The sequence below is a fragment of the Leuconostoc garlicum genome, from assembly GCF_001998805.1.
Lineage (GTDB): Bacteria > Bacillota > Bacilli > Lactobacillales > Lactobacillaceae > Leuconostoc > Leuconostoc lactis.
In genome coordinates this window covers 915,882-929,579 of the sequence record NZ_CP016329.1, presented here as the reverse complement: position 1 = coordinate 929,579, position 13,698 = coordinate 915,882, and the positions used below count along the sequence as shown (strand labels likewise).

Genomic DNA, 13,698 nt, shown 5'->3' with positions numbered 1-13,698 from the left:
CATTTTTTGTATATATACAAAAAAGCATAGCACGCTATGCTTAATTGAGAAGTGTGATTGTAAAGGCCTTATCATTGGCTTGTCGTGTCAAAATAGCTTGGAGCTCGTTAGCTGTGCGGACCTCAATCCGAATTGGCACATTACTTGGTAAGAACTTCAAAGCTGATTGTGCAACATAAGTGGTAAAACTTTCAATTTCCGTCTGACTGTAGAATTGCGTCGTCACCGTCACGTTCATACTTGATAGTGTCCCTGACTTAAAGTTCGCCACCGCCGTTGCCCCAGCGATGTTTGGGAAGAAATTAGCCACGTCATTTTTAAAGTTGGCAAAACCATTGTTTTCATCCGTGCCTAACTTAGACGTATCTGTCGCTTCTTTTGGCAAGACAATCGATTGGTTAGAAAAAGTTTGCCAATCTTTTAACGTTGTCCCTTGATCGCTAACAGCTTCAGCATAAAAATTCCCTGGTGCCAGCGAATCTGATGGCGCGTTGGCATACATGGCAATCACAATTGGGGTATCTTTTGATACCCCAGCTTGTTCGCGTACTTTGGCCACAATTTTAGGCGCAATCTTTTTACCATAGGCAATCCGATCAGCATCCGAAATATTTTGCGTATACGTTGCCCCATACTGCTCTTTTTGATACTCATCTTGGGTATTCATCGCCACCCCAACGACCATACCAGCCAATTTCAAATTATTGCCTTCTTTTGACATGAAATCTTGTTCGGTTAAGGTTTGGACATAAATTGGATTACGTGAGTCATCCGTTTTGCCATTATCTTCTGGGTTCAAACCGTCCGGGTTACTGTTACTCTTACGGTCTAAGAGATTGGTTACTGTATCCGCTGACAGGTATTGGCCTTCTTGGAAAATATATTGGCTGGGCTTAAACTTTGTTTTCGCTAAGTCCAACAACCCTGATTCAAAGTGTTTCACATCTAAATTATTGGGCTCAGAACTAGCCGTAATACCACGGGCCGCACTGACTAAATAACGGCCGTCCTTAATCACGGTTTGGTATTGTCCTGGTGCACTTTGCGTAATTTGCACGCCTTGTGCTTTCTTAGTCGCTGTTGGGGTAACGCGATTCATATTAAAAAAATAAAGTCCCGCAACGGCGATAACCAGGATGGCGATTGCAATGATCATATAGCCTCGGAATCCAATTCGCTTCATTTTTCACTACCTTCTTTTGCTTGTGCTTCTAAAAATTCTTCTTCTGTCCAAACAAGCACCCCTAGTGCAGTCGCTTTTTCTAACTTACTACCAGCATCAGCCCCAGCAATCAACAAATCGGTTTTTGCGGATACTGAACCCGCAACCTGTGCCCCATGATCTTGTAACCACTTCGTTGCTGCTGGTCGGCTGCTCTGTTCTAGTTTACCAGTTAAGACGATCTTTTTACCATAGAAAAACGAATTTTCATCAACTTCAACATCTGATAAATACGTCTGATTCACACCAGCGGCGGTTAATTCAATTAATAGTTGTTGTGATTCCGGATGTGAAAAGTATTGTACAATCGATTGGGCAATCGCCTCCCCAATCCCATCAATGCTAGCAATTTCGGCCACGGTCGCTTCGGCAATCGCCGATAAGGTCTTAAATTTTTCCGCTACCAAACGCGCCGCTTTTGCCCCAACGAGTCGAATTCCTAGACCAAATAATAACCGTTCTAACGAATTTTCTTTTGATTGCGTAATAGCGGCTAACAAATTAGCCGCTGATTTCTCTTGAAACTTATCCAGAGACAATAATTGCGTCATATCTAAGCGATAAATTGACGCCACATCCTTGATATAGTTGGCTTTTAATAATTGGTCAATCACGCGTGGCCCCATACCGGCGATATTCATCGCATTACGTGAAGCAAAATGCGTCAACCCTTCTTGGATTTGTGCCGCACAGAAAGGGTTAATACAACGTAACGCCACTTCGCCTGAGATGTGGACTAATTCTGACCCACACGCTGGACAGGCAACTGGTATCGGATATGCGATACTATCGGCTGGTCGCTGAGATAAAATCACTTGGCCAACTTCCGGAATAATATCCCCAGCCTTATGCAACGTGACCGTATCCCCGATGCGAATATCTTTTTGTTGCAAATAATCAGGATTGTGCAAACTCGCACGTTGCACTGTGGTTCCAGCTAGTTGAACAGGATCCATGACAGCCGTTGGTGTGACGGCACCTGTCCGACCCACGGTCCATTCAATATCGCGAACCACCGTTAAGGCTTCTTCTGGTGGGAACTTATAGGCAATCGCCCAGCGCGGAATTTTCACCGTATTACCAAGCTCCACTTGATTATCCAGCGCATTGACTTTCACCACCACCCCGTCAATTCCATAGGCCAACGTGTCACGTTTAGCTGTATAGGTGGCGATAAAATCAGCAATATCAGCCATTTTTTCAATCACTTGATTATGCGTATCAGTCGGCAAACCAAGCTCGGCAAAACGGGCCAACGCGCCACTTTGGGTAGTAACACCAAGTACCTCTGGTTCAGCCGTATAGTACACAAAGGCTGATAATTCGCGTTGTTTCGTCACCTGTGCGTCAAGTTGCCGCAATGAGCCAGCCGCCGCATTTCTAGGATTAGCAAACGGTTCCAAGCCATCGGCTTCACGTTGTACATTCAAAGCGGCAAAACTCTTTTTAGGCATATAAATTTCGCCACGTACTTCAATGGTTAAGGGTTCCGTTAATTGTTGTGGAATAGCCTTAATCGTTTTGACGTTACGCGTGACATCCTCGCCAATTGTCCCATTCCCACGGGTTGACGCTTGGACAAGCCGGCCATCAACATAAGTCAACGCCACCGCTAACCCATCAATTTTTAATTCAAGGTTATAAGGCGATTGAAAACCGAGACTTTTGGTCGTCCGTTCATCCCAAGCTGCTAACTCTTCTAAGCTAAAAACATCCCCCAAAGATAACATTGGTGCCGGATGTTCCACTTTGGCTAAGCCAGATTTTGTCAAGGCACCACCAACATTTTGGGTTGGGGAATCTTGCGTCACAAACTGTGGAAAAGCTGATTCTAGCGCCACTAATCGCGCATAAAGCGCATCATAGACATGATCTTCAACCAGCGGGGCATCTTGTTCATAGTAGGCGACCCCATATTCAGTGAGATCAGCTTGCAACTGGGCAACTTCTTGTTGTGCTGCTGACGTAGACAATTGTTCAATTGGTGTAAATTCTGGTAACATCCTATTTTCCTAATCTCATATTAAAGTCGCACTTACTTGGTTAGTTAACCTTTGTAATCGGTGCAAAGGCGGCCAGTAACTGCTTCACCCCTTCCGATGGGAAGGCCACTTTAAGTTCTTGGTCCGAACGATCACCACTAACGGCAACCACTGTCCCAATCCCCCACTTTTTGTGAGAGACTTTATCGCCTGGCGCCCACGTGATTTGATCCCCACCAGTCGTGCCACTAGTTGTTTTAGTCACTGGGGTCGCACGATAAGTTGTTGCTTGCGCGCGCTGGTTTTTCCGATCAAACGGCAAATCACGACGTGGTGTTACCCGTGTATTTTGACCATATTCGGTCTCAAGTAAGGCTGGAGAAATTTCATTAATAAAGCGAGAAGCCTCATTAGATTGTGTTCGACCATACAACAAACGCGAAAAGGCATTGGTTAAGAACAGTTTTTTCATGGCGCGGGTAATCCCAACATACGCCAAGCGTCGTTCTTCTTCAAGCTGATCTTCAGCCATCAACGCGCGTGACAAGGGGAAGATGCCTTCTTCCATGCCCACCAAAAAGACAACAGGGAACTCCAAGCCTTTGGCTGCATGTAACGTCATCAATGTCACCGCGCCGTCGCCTTCTTCAAAGTCATCCAAATCACTCATTAAAGCAGTGGTGCCCAAGAAGTCCGTCATCGGATCAATGGCTTCTGGATCATCTGGTTGATACTTGGCATCGAATTCTTTGGTCACCGACAAGAATTCTTCCAAGTTTTCCAAACGTGCTTGGCTATCCGGATCATTTTTTTCCGCTAGCATTTGCCGATAACCTGACCGTGTCATCACAATTTCAGCGAGTTCCGTCACGTTCAAAAACTCAGCTTGCTGGCGTAATTCATGCATCATTTCAGCAAATTCGAGGAACTTTGACGTCGCCTTCGTTGAAATCGCGGGGGCCAATTCAATGCTTTCAATCGCTGTCATATATGAAACATTCAATCGATTGGCGAGTTCCCGCAACCGCGTAATTGACGTTGCGCCTAAGCCACGCTTGGGTTCATTAACAATCCGTTCAAATGCTGCATTGTCATTGGGATTGGTTACCAGTTGCATGTAAGCCATGATATCCAGAATTTCTTTACGTTCATAGAACTTATGACCACCAACCATCGTATAAGGCATATTAGCCTTCACCAAGGCTTCTTCGACATTTCGTGATTGCGCATTGGTGCGATACAAAACGGCAAAATCACTGTACGCCATTTGCTTTTCGGCGCGCATTTTTTGAATATTAGCTAAAATAAAATTCGCTTCATCATGTTCAGATTGCGCGCGATAATACGTAATTTTGTCACCCTGTCCATTTTGCGTCCAGAGATTTTTTGGTAGCCGTTCATTATTATTGTTGATGACGGCATTGGCCGCATCCAAAATATTTTGCGTCGAACGGTAGTTTTGTTCCAACAAAATCGTTTGTGCGTTAGGATAATCCTTTTCAAAGTTCAAGATGTTGTTCATGTTGGCGCCACGCCAACCATAAATTGACTGATCGGCATCACCGACCACGGCGAGATTTTGTGAGCGCTGCGCGAGCATATTGACAATGGTATATTGCGCATCGTTGGTATCTTGATACTCGTCGACATGTAAATAGTCAAATTGATTTTGATAGCGTGCTAAGACGTCAGGTGATGACTGGAACAAATCAATTGTCAACATAATCAAATCATCAAAGTCCACGCTTTGCGCGCGCTTCAATTCGGCTTGATACGCCGCATAAATTTCTGCCACGGTTTCTTGGAACGCGTTATCGGCTTGTTGCGCATAATCCTTTGGCCGCAACATGTCATTTTTCGCGTTGGAAATCATCCCAAGCACGGTACGTGGCTCGTATTGATTCGTATCTAAGTTGAGGTCATTAATGACACGCTTCATCAATGTGCGCTGCGCACTAGTGTCAATAATCGTAAAATTACGAGACAAGCCAATATTTTCACCATCACGACGTAAAATGCGCACCGCCAAAGCATGGAAAGTTGACACCCAAATGTCGCGCGCCACATCTTCAGACAACAACGCACCAATTCGTTCGCGCATTTCCTTAGCGGCCTTATTGGTAAAGGTAATCGCCAAAATACGCCATGGCATCACGTTTAAATCTTTTACCAAATGGGCAATCCGGTGCGTTAACACGCGCGTTTTTCCTGATCCGGCACCTGCCATAATCAAAAGCGGGCCTTGCGTTGTTTGGACAGCTTCGGCCTGCTTGTCGTTCATTCCATTGATGAGTTCTTCTACTGACATGTGTGCTCCTAAAGTGTAAATTAACTCCTATTATTATACCAGATTTCCACACGAACAGCAGTTCGTCAACCACAAAAAAACGAGCCGAAGCTCGTTTTATTTTTGTGGGATATCAAATCGTGATAATTGCCAAGTTTGAATGATTGAAATGAGTTTTTCCGCATAAGCTGGATCTGTGGCATAACCATCGCGTGTCAAAGCGGCAGCAGCAGCTTGATAATCCTTTGCGGCTAAGACATGTTGATATTGGGCAGCATTCCAACTGGTACCATGATAAAGTAACTCTGCGTGTGCTTTCATACTTTGTTGCCAAGAATCATAAGCTGCAAAACGGCCTTGAATGGTTTTCCATTCCCCATTTTCAAACTCTTGGGTCGGCAATACGACACTTTTTTGACCCGTACGCGCCTTAATCCCAAAAAGATTATTGTATTGCGTCGATAAAATTGACGTATGCCAATTGGATTCAAGAATGGCTTGCGCGATGCTAATTGAAGCAATCACGCCATACTGTTCTTGCATTTGACGTGCATAAGGAGCAAGTTCATTAATCCACGCGATGCGTTGTGCTTTAATATCGTCTTGTTTAGTGGTCGGTTGCGCTGGTTTAAAAATCGTTGTTTGTGACCAAAAACTAGCGACAATTGCCAGTATTAAAATCGTGCTCACCCAGAGCCATAAATCCAGTTTCAATAAACGTTTTCTGCCGCGTTTTTGTCTTTTTTTTGCCATTAGTTAAAAGTATCCAGTGCTAATAATTGTCTAAAGTGTTGGGACGTTTCCCGTAGGTACTGTGGGGTACCTGATAGTGTAAAGTGCCCATTTGCCAAGAAATAGACTTGATCAACTTGATCAATCCCCGTTAAGTGATGCGTTACCCAAATAATCGTGCGATCATGTAGCACTTTGAAAATCTGGTCTAACACGGCGCGTTCAGTTCTGGGATCCAAACTAACAGTTGGTTCATCTAAAATAACAATTGGCGCATCTTGTAGCAAGATTCGTGCCAAGGCAAACCGCTGTTGTTCCCCACCGGAAAAGCGTTGCCCCGCTTCTTGCATTTGGGTGTCATATTGATCTGGCAAACGATCAATCAATGGCTGCAAACCAGCCTTACGAATGGCTTCTTTCACCTGGTCATCTGTCGCCCCAGGATTACCCATCCGCACATTATTCAAAATTGTCGTATCAAACAAGTAAGCTTGCTGATCTAACACTGCAACAAGCCGCGCCAGTTGATGACGCAGCGCTTGTACTGGTTGTCCGCCAATAGTTACCTGCCCAGTTGTCGGCGTTAAATCACCTGTAATCAACCGCAACAACGTCGTCTTCCCTGATCCTGAACGCCCGAGTAAAGCGATTTTTTCGCCTGGCTTAATCGTCAGAGTCATGTGATCAATAATCCGTTGCTGATCATATTGAAAGGTTACATCATGCAACGCAATCGTTGAATCAGTCACATGAATCGGACTTTCTGGTGTTGGTTCTGGTACTGGCAGCTCATTTAATCGCTGAAGACTGTCTTCATAAAAAGGCGCCTCACTCACACCTTGGTTAACACCCAAAAAGCTATCGACTAATGGGAAAATTGCTAACGTAAAGGCAGCAATATAGTTCACCGCAATCGTGTGACCCGCAAATTGATGGCCGGCCCAAAAAATGGTACTCATTGCTAACACCAACACCAGCATTTGGATGATAAAATCACGCCACCAACCAAACGACATGCCCCAATGCTTAGCAGCGGATAATTCCGCCATCGTGCGCCCTTGACGCGCCATCAAATCAGCTTGACGACCTGACAACACCCAGTCTTGCAAACCAAGTACGGCATCTGTTGTTTCCGTATAGAGTTGCGCTTGTAATTGCTTTTGGCGCTGAATCCGCTGACGATTCGCCCAAAAACTCAGGAGCGGAATCACCACCAAAATGATGGTCAACATCACAAACCACCAAATCATGAAACGCCAGTCCACCACGCCAAACCCTAAGTTGACAAACAAATATAACATTAAGCCGGCGCCAAGTGGGAAAATCGTGCGCAAATACAGATTCTGTAATTGATCTAAGTCACCCGCTAACAACCCTAGAATTTCACCAGTTTGCAATCGGCCGCGAATGCTACTTGCGGTACTGGCCACACTTTCATAAAGACGTTGCCGTGACTTTGACACGAATTTCAACACCCAATTGTGCGAAACGAGGCGTTGTGCATAACGAAAGACTGGGCGCACAATACCAAAGCCACGTGTCAAAACAATCGGTACATAGATCAACAAAATGTTATCTGGCCGCTGGGCCGCGCGTGAAATCAAATAACCCGACACAAACATTAGCGCGCCAGCCGCAAACGTGGTTAAGAACGCCAAAAAAATGGACCAAAACAAGCCTTTCTTTTGTGTTTTTAAGAAGGGTACGATCCAATGATCGCGACGTAAAAGTTGTTTTATTTTTGTCATTGTCCACCTCGTAATTCTGAGCGCAAGTGATTCAAGGCACTCTGACTATCAGCCAATAAGACGGCCGGTTCACCTTGTTCGACAATCTGCCCATCACGCATTACCAACACATAATCCATTTGGTCTAACCAGTGTAAGCGGTGCGTTGCAAAAAAGACGAGATGATTCGCCAAGATGGGCGCAATCGTTTGTTTCAACTCATACTCAGTTTCAATGTCAAGATGGGCTGTTGGTTCATCAAACAACAACACATGTCGTTGTTCATCCAGCAACATCCGCGCTAACGCAATGCGCTGTGCCTGACCACCAGACACCTGGCGCCCACTTTCTCCCATCACCGTGTCTAAACCATCGGGTAACGTTGCCACCAAGCTTTGTAGCCCTGCCTGCTCAATGGCCGCCGCAACGGCTGCATCAGAAGCCTGTGGGGCGTAAAAAGTGATATTATCGCGCAGTGTTTCATGGAAAATATAAGGGTGTTGTGGCATGTAGAAAAATTGTTTTTGCCAATCTTTTTGCGCAAAATGCGGAATCGTTTGGCCATCAATTTCAAAATTACCACTGTTTGGGCGCAAAAAGCCACCTAAGAGATTCAGTAAGGTAGACTTACCAGCGCCACTTTCCCCAACAATCGCAATTTTTTGATACCCTTTAGCCTGTAACGTCATGTTTTTTAACACTAACGTACCGTCATACCCAAAATTCATGTCACTCACTGACAAAGTTGACGTTGGCGTCCACGTTGATAAGTGCAAGACATCCCGTTGCGTTACTTCTGGCTTGTCTAACATCTCCAAGACATCTGTTAAGGCGTTTTTACCATTGAGGGTCGCATGATAATCATCAGAGAAATTGCGTAACGGTAAAAAATATTCCGGTGCGAGAATCAGAATTGTCAAAGCCGGCAATAACGTCATTTTACCATCCAACAGGTCAAACCCTAGAAAGACGGCCACAACCGCAATTGATAGCGTGGTAAAGAAATCCAATGCAAACGTTGACGTCATCGCAATCCGTAACGTCCGCATGGTTGTTTTCCGGTAGTCTTCTGAAATTTTAAAAATTTCTTGGCTGTAATCTTCAGCTAACCCCAACTGCTTTAACGTTGGTAAGCCACGTAACGCATCGACGAATCGGTTGTTCAAATTTTTAAAGTTAGCAAATTCCGCATCGGCTTTACTTTGCGCAGCCAAACCTAAGATCACAAAGAAAACAATGATGACTGGAAAAATCAAAAGCAAGAATAAGCCTTGTTCCCATTTGAGGTAAAAAATATAGCTTAAAATCAACCAAGGAATGATGCCTAAATCAAATACTTTCACTAGCAAGAGCTGAAAATAGTTCTTCACGTTGTCTAATCCAGCCCCCAACGTGGTCACGGCGTTTCCCGTCCCTTGTTCAGCAACCAGCGTTGACCCTAGGGCTGTATAACGTGCCAACAATTGTACCCGATACGTTTCAACGGCTTGATTCGCATAGTTGGCCATCAATTCATTTTTAACCACGATTAAGATTTGCCGCACAATAAATGCTACCGCAAACCAGCCGACCGACGCCAACGCCGATTGTACCGGTTGGCCTTGCCAAAGACTCACAATCGCCCGTGCCAGGAAAATACCTTGGGCCAGAATCGCTAGACCTTGAATCCCAGTTAAAATCACGAGCCCCAACAATGTGGTCATGATTCCTTTTAGTTTGAAAAGTCTTTTATCAATCATATTATCTTTATCTATTCCTACAAGTTATCTCGATTTGAGATTATGTTGATCATCTCATTGCCAATTAAAAATAAAAAACGTCTACAGTCAATTGTAAACGTTTTTCTCAATGTTATTCAACCACTTTGTGGGAAACGATTCGCTTGCGGAAAACCCAGAAGCTCCAAATTTGATAAGCAAGGGTTACTGGCAAAGCTGTAATCACCACAATTGTCATCACTTTCAAGGTGTAAGGTGTTGATGACGCATTCATAATATCTAGCGTGTGCAATGGGTTATTGGCCACCATCACACGTGGGAATAGCCCAACGAAGAGTAAGACAACCACTTCAACTAATGCCAAACCTGACAAAGCAAATGGCCAAGCTTCTGACTTTGTCTTCAACGCTGTATACCAACTCATTAACGTCGTCACCACAATTAGGGCCAAAATTGCCAATGTCCAGACTGGCTTTGTTTGAATAAAGTCCGTGTAGAAGAACAGCAACACGGCAAACAACGCTTCCCCAGCTAACAAAACTGGGTACAAGAACTTTAATTGCGTTACTGCACGGTCACGCAATGGGCCAATAATGCGTAGGCGTGTGTAGTTTAAGCCGTGCACATAACTCATCAAAGCAACTGCGATACCACCCACCAAAGTAAATGGTGTCACGTAATCAAAGAAACCAGCTGTTAAGTTCCCACGGGCATCGATTGGTGTCCCTGATACCATGGCAGTAAAGATCATGCCTAAGAAGAATGGCACCATAACTGATGTGATACCAATCAAACGTTCCCAAAGGTGTGTGCCTTGAATAGTTGGCATTTGTTCACGGAATTCAAAGGAAACGCCACGATAAATCAAAGCCAACAACACAATCAATAGCATTAAGTAGAAACCTGAGAACAATGAGGCATACCAGTTTGGAAAGGCTGCAAACATCGCCCCACCAGCTGTGATTAACCACACTTCATTGGCATCCCAGTTAGGACCAATTGCTTCATATAGCGCATCACGATCATTTTCATCGCGGGCGTTAAAGATGAATTGCATCCCGATACCGAAGTCGAACCCTTCAAGGAAGAAGAAGCCAGCCCACAAAACGCCAATTAAAACGAACCATAAAATTTCTAGTGTATTCATTAGGCTTCACCTCCCTTGGCCAAGTGACTGTATGGATCACTTGGAGACAAGTGTTCTGTATCTTCCGCATTTGGACCAGCGTGCAAAACACGACGCGCCAACCAAATCATCACGCCACCAAGTGAAGCAAATGTCAAGAAGTAAATGATGTTTGAAATCAATAGCGAAGCTGTTGATACGTTTGGTGACACCGCATCACTAATTGGCATCAAGCCATAAACAACCCATGGATAACGACCTAATTCAGTCACTAACCAACCGGCTGTGTTGATCAAGAATGGCGCAAAAGTCGCAATCCCCATAAGCCACAAGAACCAACGTTGTGTCAAAATTAATTGTGACTTACGACGGTTCATCCAAAGCGCAACAATGGCCAATAGCAAGAGTGCACCAGCACCCATTGCCATCACACGGAATGAGTAGAACAATGTATTTTCAGGCACATAGTAACTCTTAATTTCAGGATTTGCCTTACCGTACTTCTTTTGGAATTCCTTTTCCAATTCAGTTGTACCGATTGTCTTACCACCCGTCAATGAGTGGTTACCTAAAATTGACAAAACATAAGGGATTTCAACGTTAGCAATCACTTCGTGTGTCTTTGGATTGGTTACCGAAATCAATGACCAAGGTTGTGCCTTATCCTTACGATCAGCTGAATTGATGGTCTTATCAACACCTTCCATCGCTGCATACTTCATAGGTTGCATTGATTGCAAATCATAAGCGTGCTTATCACCTGAAATCAAGGCCCCACCAATACCAATCAAACCAACGATTAAGGCAATGTTAATTGACTTACGGAAGAAAGGAATCTCACTGTCACCTTTTTTCAACTTCAATAACTTGAAAGCTGACATCCCCGCAACCAAGAAACCAGCTGTAACCAATGTCCCAACAACCACGTGCGGGAATTCAACCCACAATTGCTTGTTAGCAAGTAACGCACTAAAGCTTTTTAATTCAGCACGTCCCATGTGATTATCAATCGCATAGCCAACTGGGTTTTGCATAAATGAGTTAGCCGCCAAAATCCAAAGCGATGACATCATTGACCCAATTGTTGTAATCCAAATGAACAAAACGTGGATACTTGGCTTAAAACGATCCCAAGTAAATACCCACAAGCCAATGAATGTTGATTCCGCAAAGAAAGCAACCAACGCTTCAATGGCTAACAATGAACCGAAAATATCCCCGACATAACGTGAATATTCAGACCAGTTCATACCAAATTGAAATTCTTGAATCAAGCCGGTAACAACCCCTACCGCAAAACTCAACAAGAAAATCTTACCCCAAAATTGCGCCATTTTCTTGTATGTTTCATCTTTTTTGATGACATACATCGTTTCCATGATTGACACCACGACACCTAGCCCGATTGACATCGGTACAAAGAAGAAGTGGAAAATCGTTGTCATTGCGAATTGAAAACGCGCAAGGTCGAGTATCCCTACTAATGTAACCATGTGTTCCTCCAAAATATAACTCGTCTCGCCAACACTAATGCGTACTTAAAGCAGTTATATCGTCTAATATTTGAGCGATCAAGCTGCTTGCTCACTCTTCTACATAATAGTTTATCACTCGATAAGCCATCAAATTGTTAAACTTTTGTAACAAAAAAAACGCCATCGCGTTTCTTCATGCTTATTCAAAATTTGAATCGTCTTCTAAGAAAGTATTGAGGACTTCTTCAACCATATCCCATTCTTTATCATCTTCGATTTGAATCAAATCTTCTTCCGTTGCATCCCCATTTTCATCTGGGTTGAAGATGTAAGCTTGGATGTCCACTTCTTCATCATCTTCCACGCCTTCTGGTACAAGCAAGATGTAGTCCTTGCCATATTCTTCAGAATGGAAAGTGAATAAGACTTCGTATAATGCTTCGTCGCCGTTTTCGTCGACAAGTGTGATCTTTTGAATATCTTCTTGGTTTGCCATAATAAATGCTTTGCGCGTATCGTGCGCTAACAACGTTATCGGTTGTCAGCGCCGTTTCTCCCACGCACTCCCTTCAATTTTTGTATCTCTATTATAACGTAAAAACAACGTTTCGCCTAGAAACGTTGTTTCGCGTCTTTACTTGGCTAATTTACCATTAGCATCTAAATAGTTTTGCAGAATAAATTCTGCCGCAATTTTGTCAATGACCTGCTTGCGCTTTTTACGTGAAATATCTGCTTCTTCAATCAACATGCGTTCAGCTTGTACCGTTGTTAAGCGTTCATCTTGAAAATCAGTTGGCAAACCAAATGTTTCTTCAACCATTTTGGCATAACGCCGGGCTGCTTCAGCACGTGGGCCTTCGGAATTATTCATGTTTTTAGGCAAGCCTAAGACAACACCTTTAACTTGCTTGGCCTTGATAATTTCACCCAATCGTTCGAGGCCAAATTCTGCCTCATCTTCGTTGATGCGAATGATTTCAACCCCTTGGGCTGTCCAACCCATAGGATCACTCACCGCAACACCAACTGTTCGACTACCGACATCTAATCCTAATATACGCATTATTTGTTCAAATAGGCGTGCACAAGTTCTTCAATGATCTCGTCACGTTCGTGACGCTTGATCAAATTACGTGCATCATTCAAACGCGGAATATAAGCGGGATCGCCAGACATCAAATAACCGACAATTTGGTTAATTGGGTTATACCCTTTTTCTTCCAAAGCTTGGTAAACAATCTCTAGCGTTTCATGAATCGCCTTGGGCTGTTGATTGCCAAAGTCGAAAATTGCTGTTTCATCTCCTACTGTCATCGCACACGCTCCTTTCTTTAGTTGCTCACGCTGACGACTCAGTCTAGCGTGACTAATTGTCCTAAATCTATTTTACCTTATAAATATGACAACTATATCACAGAACCATAAG

Annotated in this window: 11 protein-coding genes; all 11 read right to left on the bottom strand. The window is 43.9% G+C overall.

The annotated features are described in order from the left end of the window. Positions 1-40: 40 nt before the first annotated feature. Positions 41-1,183, bottom strand: coding sequence for a CamS family sex pheromone protein (locus tag A9176_RS04780; RefSeq protein ID WP_010002031.1), 1,143 nt, complete (start codon positions 1,181-1,183; stop codon positions 41-43). Further along, complete coding sequence (gene ligA / locus A9176_RS04775; RefSeq protein WP_077282306.1) at positions 1,180-3,225, bottom strand: NAD-dependent DNA ligase LigA; 2,046 nt, start codon at positions 3,223-3,225, stop codon at positions 1,180-1,182. The genes A9176_RS04780 and ligA overlap by 4 nt, the downstream gene beginning before the upstream one ends. A 40-nt stretch (positions 3,226-3,265) precedes the next feature. After that, positions 3,266-5,512: a DNA helicase PcrA gene (gene pcrA, locus A9176_RS04770; RefSeq protein WP_077282304.1), complete on the bottom strand. Its 2,247-nt coding sequence runs from the start codon at positions 5,510-5,512 to the stop codon at positions 3,266-3,268. A gap of 96 nt (positions 5,513-5,608) precedes the next feature. After that, on the bottom strand, positions 5,609-6,244 hold the full coding sequence (locus A9176_RS04765) for a glycoside hydrolase family 73 protein (RefSeq protein WP_077282302.1): 636 nt from the start codon (positions 6,242-6,244) through the stop codon (positions 5,609-5,611). Then, positions 6,244-7,971 (bottom strand): thiol reductant ABC exporter subunit CydC, encoded by a 1,728-nt coding sequence (gene cydC / locus A9176_RS04760; protein WP_077282300.1) that lies wholly within the window; start codon positions 7,969-7,971, stop codon positions 6,244-6,246. Before cydC ends, A9176_RS04765 begins: the two co-directional genes overlap by 1 nt. Further along, positions 7,968-9,689 carry a thiol reductant ABC exporter subunit CydD gene (gene cydD, locus A9176_RS04755; RefSeq protein ID WP_077282298.1) on the bottom strand — a complete coding sequence of 574 codons (1,722 nt, stop codon included), beginning with the start codon at positions 9,687-9,689 and terminating at the stop codon, positions 7,968-7,970. Before cydD ends, cydC begins: the two co-directional genes overlap by 4 nt. Positions 9,690-9,801: 112 nt before the next feature. Then, on the bottom strand, positions 9,802-10,815 hold the full coding sequence (gene cydB, locus A9176_RS04750) for a cytochrome d ubiquinol oxidase subunit II (protein WP_029509068.1): 1,014 nt from the start codon (positions 10,813-10,815) through the stop codon (positions 9,802-9,804). After that, entirely contained in the window at positions 10,815-12,287 is a 1,473-nt protein-coding gene (locus A9176_RS04745) for a cytochrome ubiquinol oxidase subunit I (RefSeq protein ID WP_029509067.1), read from the bottom strand. The genes cydB and A9176_RS04745 overlap by 1 nt, the downstream gene beginning before the upstream one ends. A gap of 181 nt (positions 12,288-12,468) precedes the next feature. Further along, positions 12,469-12,765: a DUF1292 domain-containing protein gene (locus A9176_RS04740; RefSeq protein WP_029509018.1), complete on the bottom strand. Its 297-nt coding sequence runs from the start codon at positions 12,763-12,765 to the stop codon at positions 12,469-12,471. A 138-nt stretch (positions 12,766-12,903) separates the two neighbouring features. Further along, positions 12,904-13,335 carry a Holliday junction resolvase RuvX gene (gene ruvX, locus A9176_RS04735; protein ID WP_010002042.1) on the bottom strand — a complete coding sequence of 144 codons (432 nt, stop codon included), beginning with the start codon at positions 13,333-13,335 and terminating at the stop codon, positions 12,904-12,906. After that, the gene (locus A9176_RS04730; RefSeq protein ID WP_010002043.1) at positions 13,335-13,586 is read right to left on the bottom strand and encodes an IreB family regulatory phosphoprotein; all 252 of its coding nucleotides are present in this window, start codon (positions 13,584-13,586) and stop codon (positions 13,335-13,337) included. The genes ruvX and A9176_RS04730 overlap by 1 nt, the downstream gene beginning before the upstream one ends. Between the last annotated feature and the right edge of the window lie 112 nt (positions 13,587-13,698).

Excerpts from the sequence above, each read along its gene's own strand:
- A9176_RS04780 (WP_010002031.1), bottom strand. The coding sequence starts at position 1,183 with ATGAAGCGAATTGGATTCCGAGGCTATATGATCATTGCAATCGCCATC.
- ligA (WP_077282306.1), bottom strand. The coding sequence starts at position 3,225 with ATGTTACCAGAATTTACACCAATTGAACAATTGTCTACGTCAGCAGCA.
- pcrA (WP_077282304.1), bottom strand. The coding sequence starts at position 5,512 with ATGTCAGTAGAAGAACTCATCAATGGAATGAACGACAAGCAGGCCGAA.
- A9176_RS04765 (WP_077282302.1), bottom strand. The coding sequence starts at position 6,244 with ATGGCAAAAAAAAGACAAAAACGCGGCAGAAAACGTTTATTGAAACTG.
- cydC (WP_077282300.1), bottom strand. The coding sequence starts at position 7,971 with ATGACAAAAATAAAACAACTTTTACGTCGCGATCATTGGATCGTACCC.
- cydD (WP_077282298.1), bottom strand. The coding sequence starts at position 9,689 with ATGATTGATAAAAGACTTTTCAAACTAAAAGGAATCATGACCACATTG.
- cydB (WP_029509068.1), bottom strand. The coding sequence starts at position 10,815 with ATGAATACACTAGAAATTTTATGGTTCGTTTTAATTGGCGTTTTGTGG.
- A9176_RS04745 (WP_029509067.1), bottom strand. The coding sequence starts at position 12,287 with ATGGTTACATTAGTAGGGATACTCGACCTTGCGCGTTTTCAATTCGCA.
- A9176_RS04740 (WP_029509018.1), bottom strand. The coding sequence starts at position 12,765 with ATGGCAAACCAAGAAGATATTCAAAAGATCACACTTGTCGACGAAAAC.
- ruvX (WP_010002042.1), bottom strand. The coding sequence starts at position 13,335 with ATGCGTATATTAGGATTAGATGTCGGTAGTCGAACAGTTGGTGTTGCG.
- A9176_RS04730 (WP_010002043.1), bottom strand. The coding sequence starts at position 13,586 with ATGACAGTAGGAGATGAAACAGCAATTTTCGACTTTGGCAATCAACAG.